This window comes from Streptomyces tibetensis (assembly GCF_040647715.1).
Lineage (GTDB): Bacteria > Actinomycetota > Actinomycetes > Streptomycetales > Streptomycetaceae > Streptomyces > Streptomyces tibetensis_A.
Window position 1 is genome coordinate 150,846 of record NZ_JBEZCR010000002.1, and the last position, 17,594, is coordinate 168,439.

Annotated in this window: 12 protein-coding genes; 4 read left to right on the forward strand and 8 right to left on the reverse strand. The window is 71.9% G+C overall.

What is annotated here, in order from left to right; genetic code table 11:
- Window positions 1–9: 9 nt before the first annotated feature.
- The 4 genes from nuoL (at window position 10) to recQ (ending at window position 7,644) form a co-directional block, all read left to right on the forward strand.
- Window positions 10–1,974: an NADH-quinone oxidoreductase subunit L gene (gene nuoL, locus AB0B29_RS05330; protein WP_362234284.1), complete on the forward strand. Its 1,965-nt coding sequence runs from the start codon at window positions 10–12 to the stop codon at window positions 1,972–1,974.
- Between the two features lie 5 nt (window positions 1,975–1,979).
- Complete coding sequence (locus AB0B29_RS05335) at window positions 1,980–3,551, forward strand: NADH-quinone oxidoreductase subunit M (RefSeq protein ID WP_362234287.1); 1,572 nt, start codon at window positions 1,980–1,982, stop codon at window positions 3,549–3,551.
- The gene (nuoN, locus tag AB0B29_RS05340; RefSeq protein WP_362234289.1) at window positions 3,548–5,197 is read left to right on the forward strand and encodes an NADH-quinone oxidoreductase subunit NuoN; all 1,650 of its coding nucleotides are present in this window, start codon (window positions 3,548–3,550) and stop codon (window positions 5,195–5,197) included. Before AB0B29_RS05335 ends, nuoN begins: the two co-directional genes overlap by 4 nt.
- A 236-nt stretch (window positions 5,198–5,433) precedes the next feature.
- A complete protein-coding gene (recQ, locus tag AB0B29_RS05345) occupies window positions 5,434–7,644 on the forward strand; it encodes a DNA helicase RecQ (RefSeq protein ID WP_436845790.1) in 2,211 nt (736 codons plus the stop codon).
- A gap of 94 nt (window positions 7,645–7,738) precedes the next feature.
- On the opposite strand, the gene AB0B29_RS05350 is transcribed toward recQ, so the two are convergent.
- From AB0B29_RS05350 to fahA, 8 genes are all read right to left on the reverse strand, one after another.
- Complete coding sequence (locus AB0B29_RS05350; protein ID WP_362234295.1) at window positions 7,739–10,555, reverse strand: fumarate reductase/succinate dehydrogenase flavoprotein subunit; 2,817 nt, start codon at window positions 10,553–10,555, stop codon at window positions 7,739–7,741.
- 11 nt (window positions 10,556–10,566) lie between these two features.
- Window positions 10,567–11,457, reverse strand: coding sequence for an ABC transporter ATP-binding protein (locus AB0B29_RS05355; RefSeq protein WP_362234298.1), 891 nt, complete (start codon window positions 11,455–11,457; stop codon window positions 10,567–10,569).
- Complete coding sequence (locus AB0B29_RS05360; protein ID WP_362234301.1) at window positions 11,441–12,319, reverse strand: ABC transporter permease; 879 nt, start codon at window positions 12,317–12,319, stop codon at window positions 11,441–11,443. Before AB0B29_RS05360 ends, AB0B29_RS05355 begins: the two co-directional genes overlap by 17 nt.
- A complete protein-coding gene (locus tag AB0B29_RS05365; protein ID WP_362234303.1) occupies window positions 12,316–13,662 on the reverse strand; it encodes an ABC transporter substrate-binding protein in 1,347 nt (448 codons plus the stop codon). The genes AB0B29_RS05360 and AB0B29_RS05365 overlap by 4 nt, the downstream gene beginning before the upstream one ends.
- A gap of 15 nt (window positions 13,663–13,677) precedes the next feature.
- Window positions 13,678–13,905 carry a 4Fe-4S dicluster domain-containing protein gene (locus AB0B29_RS05370; RefSeq protein WP_043497678.1) on the reverse strand — a complete coding sequence of 76 codons (228 nt, stop codon included), beginning with the start codon at window positions 13,903–13,905 and terminating at the stop codon, window positions 13,678–13,680.
- A 33-nt stretch (window positions 13,906–13,938) separates the two neighbouring features.
- Entirely contained in the window at window positions 13,939–14,727 is a 789-nt protein-coding gene (locus AB0B29_RS05375; protein WP_362234306.1) for a GntR family transcriptional regulator, read from the reverse strand.
- 206 nt (window positions 14,728–14,933) lie between these two features.
- Window positions 14,934–15,872, reverse strand: coding sequence for a M56 family metallopeptidase (locus AB0B29_RS05380; RefSeq protein ID WP_362235630.1), 939 nt, complete (start codon window positions 15,870–15,872; stop codon window positions 14,934–14,936).
- 239 nt (window positions 15,873–16,111) lie between these two features.
- Entirely contained in the window at window positions 16,112–17,323 is a 1,212-nt protein-coding gene (gene fahA, locus AB0B29_RS05385; RefSeq protein ID WP_362234309.1) for a fumarylacetoacetase, read from the reverse strand.
- Between the last annotated feature and the right edge of the window lie 271 nt (window positions 17,324–17,594).

The following is a 17,594-nucleotide window of genomic DNA, read 5'->3' on the forward strand; positions in this document are numbered from 1 at the left end:
GGAAGAATCGTGGAGAACCTCATTGCGCTGCTGGTGGCGGCGCCCCTGCTCGGAGCGGCGGTCCTGCTCTGCGGCGGCCGGCGGCTGGACGCCGTCGGCCACTGGATCGGCACCGTGCTCGCGGCCGTCTCCTTCGTGCTCGGCCTGGTGCTGTTCACCGACATGCTGGGCCAGGACGCCGAGAACCGTGTCCTGAGTCAGCACCTGTTCAGCTGGATCCCGGTCGAGGGCTTCCAGGCGGATGTCGCCTTCCAGCTCGACCAGCTGTCCATGACGTTCGTGCTGCTGATCACGGGCGTCGGATCGCTGATCCACCTGTACTCCGTCGGGTACATGGAGCACGACGAGCGGCGCCGCCGCTTCTTCGGCTATCTGAACCTGTTCCTCGCGGCGATGCTCATCCTCGTCCTCGCCGACAACTACCTGCTGCTGTACGTCGGCTGGGAGGGCGTCGGTCTCGCCTCCTACCTGCTGATCGGCTTCTGGCAGCACAAGCCCAGCGCCGCCACGGCCGCCAAGAAGGCCTTCCTGGTCAACCGCGTCGGCGACATGGGCCTGTCCATCGCGATCATGCTGATGTTCCTGTGGTTCGGCACCTTCGCCTTCGGGCCGGTGCTCGGCGGCCACGGGGAGGCCGGGCTCGCCGGTGCGGCCGGTGAGGACAAGCTCACCGCCATCGCCCTGATGCTGTTGCTCGCCGCCTGCGGCAAGTCCGCCCAGGTGCCGCTGCAGTCCTGGCTCGGGGACGCGATGGAGGGCCCGACCCCGGTCTCGGCCCTCATCCACGCCGCGACCATGGTGACGGCGGGCGTCTACCTGATCGTCCGCTCCGCGGCCGTCTTCAACGGCGCCCCGGACGCGCAGCTGGTCGTCACCATCGTCGGCGCGGTCACGCTGCTGTTCGGTGCGATCGTCGGTTGCGCGAAGGACGACATCAAGAAGGCCCTGGCCGGCTCGACCATGTCGCAGATCGGCTACATGATCCTCGCCGCCGGCCTCGGCCCCATCGGCTACGTCTTCGCGATCATGCACCTGGTGACGCACGGCTTCTTCAAGGCCGGTCTGTTCCTCGGCGCCGGTTCGGTCATGCACGGCATGAACGACGAGGTCGACATGCGCCGCTACGGCGGCCTGCGCACGTACATGCCGGTCACGTTCATCACCTTCGGCCTCGGCTACCTGGCCATCATCGGCTTCCCGGGCCTGTCCGGCTTCTTCTCCAAGGACAAGATCATCGAGGCGGCGTTCGCCAAGGGCGGCACCGAGGGCTGGATCCTCGGAGCCTGCGCCCTGCTCGGCGCGGCCATCACCGCGTTCTACATGACGCGCGTGATGCTGATGACCTTCTTCGGCGAGGAGCGCTGGCGCAACGCCCCGACGCCGTCGCCGGCCCGGCCGGACGTGGAGCCCGCCGCCGAGACGCGCGGCGAGTACACCCCGCCGCACCCGCACGAGTCGCCGAGGATCATGACGATCCCGATGATCGTGCTGGCCGTCGGATCGGTGGCCGGAGGCGCGTTCTTCAGCATCGGCGACCGGTTCCTGCACTGGCTGGAGCCCGTCACCGGGCACAGCCACGGCAACCCGCCGATCAGCGCGGGCGTGGTCACCGGCGCGACCGTCGCCTGCATGATCATCGGCGTCGCCGTCGCCTGGGCCCAGTACGGCCGCCGCCCGGTCCCGGCCGTCGCCCCGCGCGGCTCGCTGCTCACCCGGGCGGCCCGGCGCGACCTGCTCCAGGACGACTTCAACCACGTCGTCCTGGTCCGCGGTGGCGAGCACCTCACGCGGTCCCTGGTCTACGTCGACCACACCCTGGTCGACGGCGTCGTCAACGGCACCGCGGCCTCGGTCGGCGGCCTCTCCGGGCGGATGCGCAAGCTGCAGAACGGCTTCGCCCGCTCCTACGCGGTCTCGATGTTCGGCGGCGCGGCGGTCATCGTCGCCGCGACCCTGCTGATGAGGGCGGTCTGATACCGATGTCCTTTCCTCTGCTGACAGCGACAGCGGCGCTCCCGGCCGTCGGGGCGATCGCCACGGCCGCCGTACCGGCCGCGAAGCGCACCGCCGCAAAGTGGCTGGCGCTGCTCTTCTCGCTCGCCACCCTCGCCCTGGCGATCACCGTCCTGGTCCGCTTCGACCCGGACGGCGACCGCTACCAGCTCACCGAGTCCCACGCCTGGATCGCCGACTTCGGCGTCCGCTACGAACTGGGCGTGGACGGCATCGGCGTGGCGCTCATCGCGCTCACGGCGCTGCTGATCCCCTTCATCATCCTGGCGGGCTGGCACGACGCCGACCCCCTGGAGACCGGCAGCAGCCGGTGGCGGCCGACGCAGGGCTTCTTCGCCCTGATCCTCGGCGTCGAGGCGATGGTGATCCTCTCCTTCGAGGCCACCGACGTCTTCCTCTTCTACATCTTCTTCGAAGCCATGCTGATCCCGATGTACTTCCTCATCGGCGGCTTCGGGGACCGTGCCCACGAGCACGGCGAGAAGGCGGCGGCGACCCAACGGTCCTACGCGGCCGTGAAGTTCCTCCTCTACAACCTGGTCGGCGGTCTGATCATGCTGGCCGCGGTGATCGGCCTGTACGTGGTCGCCGGGAACTTCTCGCTGACGGAGATCGCCGAGGCCCGCGCCAACGGCACGCTCGACATGGCGACCGGCACCGAACGCTGGCTGTTCCTCGGGTTCTTCTTCGCCTTCGCGGTGAAGGCGCCGCTGTGGCCGCTGCACACCTGGCTGCCCAACGCCATGCAGGAGTCCACCGCCCCGGTCGCCGTGCTCATCACGGCGGTCGTCGACAAGGTCGGCACCTTCGCCATGCTCCGCTTCTGCCTCCAGCTCTTCCCGGAGGCCAGCAAGTGGGCCACGCCCGCGATCCTCGTCCTCGCCCTGATCAGCATCATCTACGGGGCGCTGCTGGCGGTCGGCCAGCGGGACATCAAGCGGCTGGTGGCGTACGCGTCGATCTCCCACTTCGGCTTCATCATCATGGGCATCTTCGCGATGACCAGCCAGGGCCAGTCCGGCGCGACGCTCTACATGATCAATCACGGCATCTCGACGGCCGCACTGATGCTGGTGGCGGGCTTCCTGATCTCCCGGCGCGGCTCGCGGCTCATCGCGGACTACGGCGGTGTGCAGAAGGTCGCCCCGGTGCTCGCCGGCACGTTCCTGATCGGCAGCCTCGCGACGCTGTCGCTGCCGGGGCTGGCACCGTTCGTCAGTGAGTTCCTGGTCCTGGTCGGCACGTTCACGCGGTACCCGGTGATCGGCATCATCGCCACCTTCGGCATCGTCCTGGCCGCGCTCTACACCCTCGTCCTCTACCAGCGGACGATGACGGGCCCGGTGAAACCGGCGGTCTCCGCGATGCCGGACCTCCGGGTCCGTGAGCTCGTGGTCGTCGCCCCGCTGGTCGTCCTGCTGATCTTCCTGGGTGTCTACCCGAAGCCCGTCACACAGATCATCGATCCGGCGGTCAAGCAGACCATGTCCGACGTACAGAAGAAGGACCCCCAGCCCGAGGTGGAGGCGGCCAAGTGAGCGCAACAGCCGTCCACAGCCTGTGGACAACCGCGGCCGATCCGATCACCAAGATCGACGCACCGAAGTTCGAGTACGGACAGCTGGCGCCGACCCTGATCGTCGTCGGCGCGGCGATCGTCGGGATCCTGATCGAGGCGTTCGTCCCGCGAAAGTCCCGCTACTACGCCCAGATGTTCGTCTCCGTCGTCGCGCTCGCCGCCGCCTTCGCCGCGGTCGTGGCGCTCGCGGCCGACGGGTACGGCACGACCAAGGCGCGCATCGCGGCGATGGGCGCGATCGCCGTCGACGGACCGGCCCTGTTCCTGCAGGGCACGATCCTGCTGGCGGCGTTGGTGGGCCTGTTCACCTTCGCCGAGCGGCGCCTCGACCCGGAGGCGCACGGCAACCGGGTCGACTCCTTCGCCGCGCAGGCCGCGTCCGTGCCGGGCAGCGAGAGCGAGAAGGCCGCGGTCAAGGCCGGGTTCACCACCACCGAGGTGTTCCCGCTGCTGCTGTTCGCCGTCGCCGGCATGCTGGTCTTCCCGGCGGCCAACGACCTGGTGACGCTGTTCGTGGCGCTGGAGGTCCTCTCCCTGCCGCTGTACCTGCTGTGCGCGCTGGCCCGCCGCAAGCGGCTCATGTCACAGGAGGCGGCGGTCAAGTACTTCCTGCTCGGCGCCTTCGCCTCCGCGTTCACCCTGTTCGGCATCGCCATGCTGTACGGCTACGCGGGTTCGATGTCGTACGCCACGATCGCGCAGGTCGTCGACGGCACCGTGCAGGACGTCAACCCGGCGCTCGCCGACACCATGGGCAACGACGCGCTGCTGCTGATCGGCGCCGCGCTGCTGGTCATGGGCCTGCTGTTCAAGGTGGGCGCGGTGCCGTTCCACATGTGGACGCCGGACGTGTACCAGGGCGCACCGACGCCGGTGACCGGCTTCATGGCGGCGGCGACGAAGGTGGCGGCGTTCGGCGCGCTGCTGCGGCTGCTGTACGTCGTCCTGCCGGGCCTGCGCTGGGACTGGCGGCCGGTGATGTGGGCCGTGGCCATCGTCACCATGCTGGGCGGCGCGATCGTCGCCATCACGCAGACCGACATCAAGCGGCTGCTGGCGTACTCGTCGATCGCGCACGCCGGATTCATCCTCGCCGGTGTCATCGCGACCACGCCCGACGGTGTCTCCTCGGTGCTGTTCTACCTGGCCGCGTACTCGTTCGTCACGATCGGGGCCTTCGCGGTGGTCACGCTCGTCCGTGACGCCGGGGGCGAGGCGACGCACCTGTCCAAGTGGGCGGGGCTCGGGCGCCGGTCCCCGCTGGTGGCGGCCGTGTTCGCGGTGTTCCTGCTGGCCTTCGCGGGCATTCCGCTGACGTCCGGCTTCGCGGGCAAGTTCGCCGTGTTCAAGGCGGCGGCGGAGGGCGGTGCGGCACCGCTGGTCGTGATCGGTGTGATCTCGTCGGCGATCGCGGCGTTCTTCTACATCCGCGTCATCGTGCTGATGTTCTTCAGCGAGCCGCGGCCGGAGGGCCCGACGGTGGCCGTGCCGTCGCCCCTGACGATGACGGCGATCGGGGTGGGAGTGGCGGTCACGGTGGTGCTCGGCGTGGCGCCGCAGTACTTCCTGGATCTGGCGGGGCAGGCGGGCGTGTTCGTCCGCTGACGTCCGCGTAGGGCTGTATGGGGTCCGGTCTCCTTCGGGAGCCGGGCCCCACGGCGTTTCCGGACGGCCGGCCGCCGCGCCGGTCCCTGTCGAACGTATGTCTGTGCACCGCCTGCACCGGGCGGGACCTGTGGACAACTCCGGGACTGTCGGTGCGGGCGCCTATGGTGGACGCAGTGGTCGAGGCGCGACGCACGGGGGACGCAACGATGGGCGCTACGGGCGGGACGGGTGTGATGACGGAACTGGACGCGGTGACCGGAGCCGGGGCGACCGGGGCCGGGATCGGCGCGGGCAGTGGTCCCGCCGGGCCCCTCGGCGCCGACGCGAGCGAGGCGCTGGCCGCGCTGCACCGGGTCTTCGGGTACGAGGCCTTCCGCGGCGAGCAGGAAGCGGTCATCGAGCACGTGGTGGCGGGCGGCGACGCCGTCGTGCTCATGCCGACCGGCGGCGGAAAGTCGCTGTGCTACCAGATCCCGTCCCTGGTCAGGCCGGGCACGGGTGTGGTCGTCTCCCCGCTCATCGCCCTGATGCAGGACCAGGTGGACGCGCTGCGGGCGCTCGGCGTGCGGGCCGGGTTCATGAACTCCACGCAGGACTTCGACGAGCGGCGGATGGTCGAGGCCGAGTTCCTCTCCGGCGAGCTGGACCTGCTGTACCTGGCACCGGAGCGGCTGCGGCTGGAGAGCACGCTCGATCTGCTCTCCCGCGGCAAGATCTCCCTCTTCGCGATCGACGAGGCGCACTGCGTCTCCCAGTGGGGCCACGACTTCCGGCCCGACTACCTGGCGCTGTCCCTGCTCGGCGAGCGCTGGCCGGACGTGCCGCGCATCGCGCTGACGGCGACGGCCACGCACGCGACGCACCAGGAGATCACCCAGCGGCTGAACATGCCGACGGCCCGCCACTTCGTGGCGAGCTTCGACCGGCCCAACATCCAGTACCGGATCGTGCCCAAGGCCGATCCGAAGAAGCAGCTGCTGAGCTTCCTGCGCGAGGAGCACGCGGGCGACGCGGGCATCGTCTACTGCCTGTCGCGCAACTCGGTCGAGAAGACCGCCGAGTTCCTCAGCCGCAACGGCATCGAGGCGGTCCCGTACCACGCCGGTCTGGACGCGGGCACGCGTGCGGCCCACCAGTCCCGCTTCCTGCGGGAGGACGGCCTGGTCGTGGTGGCGACCATCGCCTTCGGCATGGGCATCGACAAGCCGGACGTCCGCTTCGTCGCCCACCTCGACCTGCCCAAGTCGGTCGAGGGCTACTACCAGGAGACGGGCCGGGCCGGCCGGGACGGGCTGCCCTCGACGGCCTGGATGGCCTACGGGCTGAACGACGTCATACAGCAACGCAAGCTGATCCAGTCCGGTGAGGGCGACGAGGCCTTCCGGCGCCGGGCCCAGGCCCACCTGGACTCGATGCTGGCGCTGTGCGAGACGGTCGAGTGCCGCCGGGGCCAGCTCCTCGCCTACTTCGGCCAGGACCCCGACCCGTCCGGCTGCGGCAACTGCGACACCTGCCTGACCCCGCCGGAGACCTGGGACGGCACCATCGCGGCACAGAAGGCGCTGTCGACGGTCGTCCGGCTGCAGCGGGAGCGCGGACAGAAGTTCGGCGCGGTGCAGATCGTCGACATCCTGCTGGGGAAGCGGACCGGCAAGGTCATCCAGTTCGACCACGACCAGCTGTCCGTGTTCGGCATCGGCGAGGAGCTGTCCGAGGCCGAATGGCGGGGCGTCATACGGCAGTTGCTCGCCCAGGGGCTGCTCGCGGTGGAGGGCGAGTACGGCACGCTGGTGCTGACCGAGGCCAGCGGCGCGGTGCTGCGGCGGGAGCGGGACGTGCCGCTGCGCAAGGAGCCGAAGAAGCCGGTGACCTCCCGGTCGGGGTCCTCGTCCTCCGGCTCCTCCGGGCGGGGTGAGCGCAAGGGCAAGGCGGTCGCCGCCGAGCTGCCCGAGGAGCTGCTGCCGGCCTTCGAGGCGCTGCGCGCCTGGCGCGCCGAACAGGCCCGTGAGCAGGGCGTCCCGGCCTACGTGATCTTCCACGACGCCACACTGCGGGAGATCGCCACGGTGTGGCCGACGTCGGTGGGGGAGCTCGGCGGGATCAGCGGGGTCGGCGAGAAGAAGCTCACCACGTACGGGGAGGGGGTGCTGGAGGTGCTCGCGTCGCTGGGCGGGCCGTCCGGTCCGGCTCCTGCCGACCCCTCCGCCTCCGCCACCGACACATTGTCGGGCCAGGCGGCCGGCCGGTCTCCGGCATCGGGCCGGGCTCCGGCGCCGGGTGATGCTCCGGCGTCGGGCTCGTCCGGCTCGTCCGGCCCGTCCGGGGCAGCCGGCCAGGCTTCGGCAGCCGGCCAGGCTTCGGCCCGCGCCGGGGGTCAGGATGCCGGTGAGCCGTACCACTGGCCGGAGATGGACGCGGAGCCGGAGCCCGACGACTGGATATAGGCCAGGCTCCGGCCAGGTCAGACGGTCGCCGCGCGCCACCGGTGAGGACGCCTCTCGGCAGCCGGTCCGGCAGTCGTCCCGGCAGCCGGTCCGGTCACAGCGCCCGTCCCGCGTAGGCCCTGACATCCGCGTCGGAGTCCGTCGTCGCCGTGGCGAGGGCCGCCCGGGCCTCCTCGGTGGTGCGGTGCCGGGTCAGTGCGAGGACGGCGGCCTTGCGGACGTCGGCGTTGGTGTCGGCCAGGGCCTTGGCGAGGGCCGGGACCGCCACGTCGGCGTCGGCGACGGACAGGGCCGTGGCGGCTCCGGCCCGCACCTGCCAGGCCGGCTCGGCCAGGGCGGCCACGGCTCGTGCGGTGAGGGGCGCCGGGCAGCCGGTGGTGCCCAGTGCTCCGTAGGCCGCTGCCCGCACCAGGGCGTCGGGGTCGTCGAGGAGGCCGGTGAGGGCCGCTTCGATCGCGCCCGCGGTGGGATCGGTGCCGTCCGGGACATCTCCCGCCGGCCGCTCGGCACTCACCGTGGCCAGGCCCTTGGCGATCGCCACCCGTACCTCGCGGGAGGGATCGGTGCCCGCAGCACCGGCCAGTTCGGCGGCGGCGTCGACCGACACCAGGGCGCGTACGGCCTCGATGCGGACGGCGATGTCGGAGTCGGCGAGAGAGTGGGCGAACAGGGCGGCGTCGCCGAGGCGCAGGGCGCGCAGGACGTCCAGGGCCGCCGCGCGGACCACCGGGTCCGGCTCGGCCAGGGCTGCGGCGAGGCCGTCACGCAGATCGGGCTCGGCCGGGAGCGTCTCGACGAGCTCACGCAGTGACGCGGCCGCTGCGGCACGAACCTCGGCGGCGTGGTCGCGCAGGGCTGCGGCGAGCGCGGTGCCCGTCCCGGGCGGCAGCGTCTCGGTGAGCACGGCGACGGCCTCGCGGCGGACAGCGGGCGCCGGGTCCGTCAGGTACGGCTGGAGGGCGTCGAGTTCGGGCTCCTCCTCGGCGAGGGCGACGAGCTCGAGCAGGCGGGCGGAGGACTCCTCACCCGAAGGGGCGGTGACCGAGGTCTCCTGCGCCACAGTGGGCTCCGGGTCCGCCGTGCCCACCGGGGCCGCGACCGGCGCCACGTCCCGCGAGCCCGCCATGGCCACGTCCTCGGCGTGGACCTCGCCGAGGACACGAGAGGGACCGCCGACGGGGTCGAAACCGTCGACGGGCACGAGATAGGGAGCCACGGGCCGTGCCGTGAACTCCATCGCACCGGAGGGGGACTTGTGCAGATCGAGGTGGTGGAACCAGGACGCGTCGTCACGCTGGGGGTGGTCCAGGCGCTCGTGGTAGAGGCCCCAGCGGGACTCCGTGCGGGCCAGGGAGGAGCGCGCGGCCATCTCCGCGCAGTCGCGGATGAAGGTGACCTCGGCGCAGCGCATCAGTTCGTGTGCGGTGCGGGCGCCCATCTCGGCGATGTCGGTGCGCATCCGCTGGAACGCCTCCAGGGCCAGCGACAGCCGGGCACCGGACTTGGGCGGGGCCACGTAGTCGTTCACGAAGCGGCGCAGCTTGTACTCGACCTGGGGCTGCGGCGGGCCGTCGGGGTTGCGCAGCGGGCGGTAGATCAGCTCGTGCGCCTCCCGGAGCTGCTCCTCGGGCAGCTCGCCCGTGTAGGCCTGGTACTGCGAGGCGTCCGCGCCCGCCAGGTCACCGAAGACGAACGCGCCGATCATGTAGTTGTGCGGGACGCAGGCCAGGTCGCCGGCCGCGTACAGCCGTGGGACGGTCGTGCGGGCATGGTCGTCCACGCGGACGCCGGAGGCGGAGTGGCCGCCGCACAGGCCGATCTCGGAGATGTGCATCTCGATGTCGTGGGTGCGGTAGTCGTGGCCGCGCCCGGCGTGGAAAGTGCCGCGGGTGGGGCGCTCGGTGGAGTGCAGGATCGTCTCCAGTGCCGAGACCGACTCCTCGGGGAGGTGGCTCAGCTTCAGGTAGACGGGGCCCCGGTCGGACGCCACCTCGGCGGCGAACTCGGACATCATCTGGCCCGACCAGTAGTCGGAGTCGACGAAGCGTTCGCCGTGCCGGTTGACCTGGTAGCCGCCGAAGGGGTTGGCGACGTAGGCGCAGGCCGGGCCGTTGTAGTCCTTGATCAGCGGGTTGATCTGGAAGCACTCGATGCCGGTGAGCTCGGCGCCCGCGTGGTAGGCCATGGCGTAGCCGTCGCCCGCGTTGGTGGGGTTCTCGTAGGTGCCGTAGAGGTAGCCGGAGGCGGGCAGGCCGAGGCGGCCGCAGGCGCCGGTCGCGAGGATCACCGCGCCCGCGCGGACCTGCACGAACTGCCCGGTGCGGGTGTTGAAGCCGGCCGCCCCCACGGCCTGCCCCCCGGCGGTGAGGACCCGCACCGGCATGACCCGGTTCTCGATGCGGATCCTCTCCCGCATCTCGCGCCGCCGCAGCTGCCGGTACAGGACCTTCTTGACGTCCTTGCCTTCCGGCATCGGCAGGACGTAGGAGCCGGAGCGGTGCACCTGGCGGACGGAGTAGTCGCCGTGCTCGTCCTTCTCGAACTTCACGCCGTAGGACTCCAGCCGCTGCACCATGTCGAAGCCGCGGGTGGCGGTCTGGCGGACGGTGGACTGGTCGACGATCCCGTCGTTGGCGCGGGTGATCTCGGCGACGTAGTCGTCGGGTTCGGCCCGGCCCGGGATGACCGCGTTGTTCACGCCGTCCATGCCCATGGCGAGCGCGCCGGAGTGGCGCACGTGCGCCTTCTCCAGGAGCAGCACGTTCGCGCCGTGCTCGGCGGCGGTCAGGGCGGCCATGGTGCCGGCGGTGCCGCCGCCGATGACGAGGACGTCGCAGGTCAACTCCTCGGCGTCGGCGAGGGACGGGACGGCCAGGGGGGTGTCCGCAGGGGGGTTCACGGAGGTGGTCACCGGGGTGCCTTTCACGTACCGAGCGAGGTGAGGACGTCGCGCCGCAGGGCCACGCGCGCCGGGTCGTCGTGGGCGCCGCGTTCGCGCGGGCGGGGGATGTCCCGGACGGCGACGAGGCCGCCCGCGCCGAGCAGGGCCACGCGGTCGCCGAGGAACAGGGCCTCGTCCACGTCGTGGGTGACGAAGACGACGGTGGCGCCCGTGCCCTGGAGCACCTCCACCAGCAGGTCCTGCATCCCGGCGCGGGTCTGCGCGTCGAGCGCGCCGAACGGCTCGTCCATCAGGACGGCGCGCGGGCGTCCGGCCAGGGCGCGGGCCAGCTGCACGCGCTGGCGCTGCCCGCCGGAGACCCGGTGCGGCAACTGCCGTGCCTGTGAGCCGAGTCCGACCCGTTCCAGCCAGGCCTGGGCCTGCTCCCGGCGCTCGGCGCGGGGCACGCCGCGGATGGCGAGGGGGAGTTCGACGTTGGCGCGCAGGGTGCGCCAGGGGAGCAGGGCGTCCTCCTGGAAGACCAGGGCCCGGTCGGCCGAGGGGCCGGTCAGCGGGTGCCCGTCCTGGGCGATCTCGCCGGCGAGCGGCGACAGCAGGCCGGCCAGGGTGCGCAGCAGGGTCGACTTGCCGCAGCCCGAGGGGCCGACGACGGTGAGGATCTCGCCGGGGGCGATGTCCAGGTCGACCTTGTCCAGGGCGGTCGCTCCGGGGCGGCCGAGGGATGCGCCGGTCAGGCTGAGGCGGGTTCCGCGCACCGGGGCGGATCCGGCGGCGGTATCGGACGAGACGTCTCGCGCGCTCCCGGACGAGGTGTCCGGGGTGGCGCCGGAGGTGCTCTGGTCGGTCTCGGACGAGGTCTTCGGGCCGGCCCCGGGCGGGGTGTTCGGGACGGTCTCAGACGAGGTGCTCATCGCGTGCCTCCTCGGATCGGGCCCCGCCGGGGACGACGGCGGGTGCGGCCGGTGCCGGCTTGAGGGACCGGTTGGGCCGGGGCGGCCGGGCGCCGGGCACGTACGCGGTGCGGGGCAGCCAGCGGGTGAGGCGGCGGCCCAGGAGTTCCACGGCGGTGGAGGTGAGCCAGCCGAGCACGCCGATGGTGACCATGCCGACGAACACGCCGGGGTAGTCGACGACCGTGTAGTCCTGCCAGGTGCGGTAACCCACGCCGTACTGGCCGGAGATCATCTCGGCGGAGATCACGCAGATCCACGAGACGCCGATGCCGACGGACAGACCGCCGAACACGCCGGGCAGGGCGCCCGGCAGGACGACCGAGTCGAGGATCCGCCACCGGCCGCCGCCCATGGTGCGCACGGCCTCCTCCCACACGGGCGTCAGGGCGCGCACCGAGTGCCGGGTGGAGACCAGGACCGGGAAGAAGGCGGCGGTGCAGGTGATGAAGACGATGCCCTGCTCGTTGGAGGGGAACAGCAGGATCGCGACGGGCACCAGGGCGATGGCCGGGATCGGGCGGATCACCTCCAGCACCGGGCCGAGCAGGTCCTCGGCCAGACGCGAGCGCGCCACGAGCACGCCCGTGGCCACACCGAGGACGGCGGCCAGCAGGAAGCCGGTGAGGATCCGGGTGAGGCTGTCGGTGAGGTCCGTCCAGTAGTCCGGCCCGGACACCCGGGCGGCGAAGGCCCGGGCCACGTCGGTGACCGTCGGGAACTGCGAGAAGCGCAGCCACAGGTCGACGTTCAGGCTGGTCAGCGCCTGCCACAGGCCGAGGGCGGCGACCAGCGAGAGGACGCGGAGCGCATACCGCCTCACGACGCCCGCTCCAGAGCGTCGGCGTAGGAGACGACCCGCGCTCCGCCGTGCCCGGCGATGTAGGCCTGCGCGGTGTCGGGCGTGACGAAGGGCAGCAGCCTGTCGCCGTCGGCCACCCACACGGCCTCGTCGGCGAACCAGAGGGTGCCGGTGGTGGTGTCGGGGACGTAGGCGGCACGCAGGTCGTCGCGGTGCCCGGCGATGTAACGCAGCAGCTTGGAGGGGGAGTCGAAGGTGACGGTCTTGGAGGCGCCCTTGGGCCAGGCCTCGCTCGCGGCCGGTGCGGGCTTCGTGGCGAGATGCTTGGCGTACGCCGTCGTGCCGAGGGCCTTCTTCACGTACTGGTCGTCGACGAAGGAGTCGACGTCCACGTCTCCCGTGAGCTTCGCCGACTTGAGGATCGAGACGTCCTGCTTCAGCGCGGAGACGAGCTGGGGCTTGATGGCCGGGTCGAAGGTGGCGATGCCGTGATCGCCGTTGTAGAGGTAGACGACCTCGGCGGGCAGGCCCGTCGCCTTGGCGACCTTCTCGGCGGCGTCCACCGGGTGTTCGTTCAGGTAGTCGGTCGCCTCCGCCTGAGCCTTCAGGAACGCCTCCAGCACGGCCGGACGCTGCTTCGCGAAGTCCTCGCGGGCGGTGACGCCGTGGAAGGTGGGCAGGTTCAGCCGGGCTCCGTCGTAGATCGCCTTCGCCTTGCCCTGGAAGGCGAGCAGGCCCGGCCAGGCGACGAACTGGGACAGGGCGTCCGTGCTGCCCGCCGTGAGGGCGGAGGCGCCGACGGAGGGCTGCTGGTTGAGCTTCTCGATGCCGCTGTTCGGGTCGATGCCGGCACGCTGCAGGGCCCGTACGAGGGTGCCGTCGGCGGCCGAGCCGACACTCGTGGAGACCTTCTTGCCCTTCAGGTCCTTCAGGGAGGTCAGCTTGGAGTCCGGCGCGGTGACGATGGTGTTGAGGCCGCCGCGCAGGTTGTAGCCGGTGACCGAGACCAGGCGGGTGGGGCTGTTGAGCTGCTTGCCGCGGGCCGCGTTGATAAGGAGCGGGAAGTCGCCCATCGAGCCGATGTCGATCTTCCCGGCGGTCATCTGCGCGGTGATGGGGGCGCCGGTGGCGTAGTCCTGCCAGTCGACCTTGTAGTGGACGCCGTCGTGCAGGGCGTTGAGCTGCTTCTCGAAGGAGCCGAGGGAGCGGAGCAGGGTGCCCGCCGTGACGGTGTTGATCGTTCTGGACTGGTAGCCGACGGTGACGGTGACCGTCGAGCCGCTGCCCGCCTCCGCGTCACCGCCGCAGGCGCTGAGCGGGAGCAGGAGGACGACGGCGGATATCGCGACGAGTGTGCGCTTCATGATGGTTCGGGCCTCTCACCGGAGCAGATAGGGCATGTTGACCGTGACGGCTCCGGTGGGGCAGCGGGCCGCGCACGGGCCGCAGTACCAGCATTCGTCGACATGCATGTAGGCCTTGCCGTTGCGCTCGTCGATGGCGAGGGAGTCCAGCGGGCACATGTCCACGCAGAGCGTGCAGCCGTCGATGCACTTCGACTCGTCGATGGTCACGGGCACGTCGGCCCGCTGGGGCACCAAGGGCATGGCTGTCTCCAGGGATGTGCGCGAGCGGGTTGGCTACCGGTTCCGGTGCAGCAGGCCGCTCATGGTGATGCGGTCGCCGCGGAAACGGATGAACTCCAGGTCGACCGGGCGGCCGTCCGCGAGGTGGGTGAGGCGTTCCAGCATGAGGACGGCGGCGCCGCGTGGGGCCTCCAGCACGGCGGCCGAGTGGGTGTCCGCGCTGACCGCTTCCAGGGTGATCTCGGCGTGGCCGAGGCGCTGGCCGGTGACGGCTTCCAGGAGGCGGAAGACGTCGGTGTTCTCCAGATCGGCGCCGAGCAGCTCGGTGCCGATGTCGAGGGGGATGTAGGTGAGGTCGAGGGACAGGGGCAGTCCGCCGAGCCTGCGCAGGCGCTCGATGTAGAGGACCTCGGTGCCGGGCGCGAGCCCGAGGCGGTCGGCGACCGGCGCGGGTGCCGGGGCGGGGCCCATCGTGCGGACCTCGTTGGTGACGCGGCCGTGTTCACGGAGGGTCTCCGCGAGGCCCATCAGGCGATCGAGGCCGTGGGGGTACTTGTGGGCCACGACCACGGTGCCGACGCCTGGCTGACGCTCCACGAGGCCTTCGGCGCGCAGCAGGTCGAGTGCCTCGCGGACCGTGTTGCGGCTCGCGCCGTACTCGGTGGCGAGGGTCGACTCGTGCGGGAGGACCCCGTCGGGGAAGGCGCCGGTGAGCAGCAGACGCCGGAGCAGGTCCGCCAGTTGCCGTGCCCGGTCCGCGCGCAGCCGTCGCCGCGCGCGGTGGGCGGCGACGGTGGTCGCGGCTCCCTGTCCGGCGTGGTCTCGGATGCGGTCACTGGGCATGGTTCGGACCATACCTATCCGATAGGAAAAGTGGTGTTGCAGGAATGTTGCGCCACTGGGAATGTGACGCGTCCGACGAGTGAGCTGGTCGTTTGGCCAGCCCCTGACCGGATCCGCCACCGACCGCACGGCCAGTGCGGCGCCGACAGCGGGCCGCCTCCCGTCCGGCGCCGCTCCGACAGCCCGCCGTCTCTCGGCCGGTTCGGCTACGACAGCGCCGTCAGGCCCGGCGCGAACACGATCAGCAGGGGAAGGAGCGGCACGAGCGCCGCCGTCGTGGTGGTCAGGGCCCGGTGCCGGCGGCCCAGCCGGGGCGGGGGTTCCAGGAGCCGGTCGACCCGCTCGCCCAGCAGACGGTGGCTGGAGGCGCAGGACAGCACACCACGGTGCTGGTTGAGCTCGATCAGGGCCAGGGCGGTGGTCAGGTGGCCGCAGCGGCGGGAGGCCGTGTCGTCGGCGGCCAGTTCGACCAGGCGGTGGGTCTGGTCGCAGAAGTGGGCGAACAGCGGGATGCGGGGGAAGCCGGTGGCCAGGGCGGTGGACAGGTGCAGCAGCCAGTCGTGGCGGGCGCGGGCGTGGCCCCGCTCGTGGGTGAGGACGGCGTCGAGCTGGTGGCCGGTCAGGCGGTGCAGGGCGCCCGTGGTGACGATCAGCTGGGGAGGGTGGCCGGGCATCCACCAGGCGTCCGGGTACTCGTCCTCCAGGACCAGCAGCGGACCCCGGGCCGCGGGCAGCCCGGCCGGCAGGTCGGGTGCGCGCTCACGCAGATGGGCCCTTGCCCGGGCCCGGCGTCGGCGCGCCTCGACGAGTTCCCGCGCGAGCATCGCGGTGGTCCAGGCGGCGCCACAGGCCAGCAGCAGGGTGAGCGCGGCGGCCCACGGCGGGGCGGCGGACAGGTCGTACGCCGCGGTCACCGCGGGGGGCGCAGGGGCGAAGAGCTGCGCGCGGACCGTGCCGAAGACGGCGGCGGCGCCCAGACAGAGCGCCGTCACGCACGCCAGCAGGACGGTGGCGACCAGGCACTGCCAGACCCACAGCGCGACCACCGGTTCCCGCTCGGGCCAGGTCGCCCGGGTCAGCGCGCGGGGGACGGGGACGGCGGCCGTCACGGCGACGACGCTCAGCAGGAGCAGGCAGACGGTCATGGCCACGGGCTCCGGTTCCTCGTCGCAAGAGGGGCGGCTACGGGTCGTGCGGGGGAGGGCGGCAGCCGAGCGCACCGGCGGCCACGACGAGCGTGGCGGACGTGCGGGCACACCGCCCCGCGCCCAGTATGACGGGCCGGGCGGTGTGCGTCAGGGGGCTGAACGACAACAGAGGAGACGGAGGAGACAGAGGGGCGACCGTGCGACGCCCTGGGGGCCCGGCTCCCGGCCGGTCTGCGTCAGCCCTGGACCACCCGCCCCGTCACCTCGCCGAGCCCGACCCGCACACCGTCGGGTCCCGGGGCCCAGGCCGTGAGGGTCACCTCGTCGCCGTCCTCCAGGAAGGTGCGCTTGCCGCCGGGGAGTTCGAGCGGATCGCGGCCGTTCCAGGTCAGCTCCAGCAGGGAGCCGCGTTCCCGTTCCGCCGGGCCGCTGACCGTGCCGGAGCCGTAGAGGTCGCCGGTGCGCAGGGAGGCGCCGTTGACGGTCATGTGGGCCAGTTGCTGGGCGGCCGTCCAGTACATCGTGGAGAAGGGCGGCTCGGAGACGACGTGGCCGTTGACGGCGACGCTGATCCGCAGGTCGTAGCCGCCGGGTTCCTCGTCGCTGTCGTCGAGGTAGGGCAGCAGCTCGTGCGTCCGGGCCGGGGGCGCCACGAGGGCTTCCTCCAGGGCGTCCAGCGGGGTGATCCACGCCGACACCGACGTGGCGAAGGACTTGCCGAGGAACGGGCCGAGGGGCACGTACTCCCAGGCCTGGATGTCGCGCGCGGACCAGTCGTTGAGCAGGCACAGCCCGAACACGTGCTCGCGGAAGTCGCCGAGGGCCACCGGCGCGCCCATCCGGGAGGGCACGCCGACGACGAAGCCGACCTCGGCCTCGATGTCCAGGCGGACGGACGGGCCGAAGACCGGAGCGGCGTCGGCGGGGGCCTTGCGCTGCCCGGACGGCCGCGGGACCTCCGTGCCGGAGACGACGACCGTGCCCGAGCGGCCGTGGTAGCCGATGGGCAGGTGTTTCCAGTTGGGGGTGAGGGAGTCCTCCGCGTCGGGCCGGAACATCTGCCCGACGTTGCGGGCGTGGTTCTCGGAGGCGTAGAAGTCGACGTAGTCCGCGACCTCGAACGGCAGGTGCAGGGTCACCGACGACAGGGGGTGGAACAGCGGTGCGACGGTCTCGCGGTGGGACGGCACGGTCACCCAGGCGGTCAGCGCCCGGCGCACGTCCGACCAGGCCGTGCGGCCGGCGGCCAGCAGCGGGTTGAGGGTCGGCTGTGCGAGCAGGGAGGCGTAGGGCGAACCGAGCGCGTGGGCCGCGGCGCCCGCGTCCAGTACGTGGTCGCCGAGCCGGACGCCCACGGCCCGGTGGGACGAGCCGGGCAGGGAGAACACGCCGTACGGCAGGTTGTGCGGGCCGAAGGGGTCGCCCTCGGGGACATCGAAGGGGGGCATCGGGTGCTGCCTCGCTTTCGGGTGCGCCATGTCGTCGCCACGTGTTCGTGGTCGTGCCACACGTTACGGGTGACACACCGGTCCTGGGCAGAATCCGAAGATGCGGAGACGGGCGAACGGGGCAGGTGGGCCCGGGTGGGGCCGGGCGGGGCGACTCCGGCGCACCGGACGGGACGCCGCATTCGTACGTGCCGGAAGTTATCCACAGGACGCGACGCAATCTTGACGGAGCGGTGCGAACGGGGCGACTCTGGGCGGGTGCCGGAAGGCC

Excerpts from the sequence above, each read along its gene's own strand:
- AB0B29_RS05335 (WP_362234287.1), top strand. The coding sequence starts at position 1,980 with ATGTCCTTTCCTCTGCTGACAGCGACAGCGGCGCTCCCGGCCGTCGGG.
- AB0B29_RS05355 (WP_362234298.1), bottom strand. The coding sequence starts at position 11,457 with ATGAGCACCTCGTCTGAGACCGTCCCGAACACCCCGCCCGGGGCCGGC.
- fahA (WP_362234309.1), bottom strand. The coding sequence starts at position 17,323 with ATGCCCCCCTTCGATGTCCCCGAGGGCGACCCCTTCGGCCCGCACAAC.
- AB0B29_RS05375 (WP_362234306.1), bottom strand. The coding sequence starts at position 14,727 with ATGCCCAGTGACCGCATCCGAGACCACGCCGGACAGGGAGCCGCGACC.
- AB0B29_RS05365 (WP_362234303.1), bottom strand. The coding sequence starts at position 13,662 with ATGAAGCGCACACTCGTCGCGATATCCGCCGTCGTCCTCCTGCTCCCG.
- AB0B29_RS05380 (WP_362235630.1), bottom strand. The coding sequence starts at position 15,872 with ATGACCGTCTGCCTGCTCCTGCTGAGCGTCGTCGCCGTGACGGCCGCC.
- AB0B29_RS05370 (WP_043497678.1), bottom strand. The coding sequence starts at position 13,905 with ATGCCCTTGGTGCCCCAGCGGGCCGACGTGCCCGTGACCATCGACGAG.
- recQ (WP_436845790.1), top strand. The coding sequence starts at position 5,434 with ATGACGGAACTGGACGCGGTGACCGGAGCCGGGGCGACCGGGGCCGGG.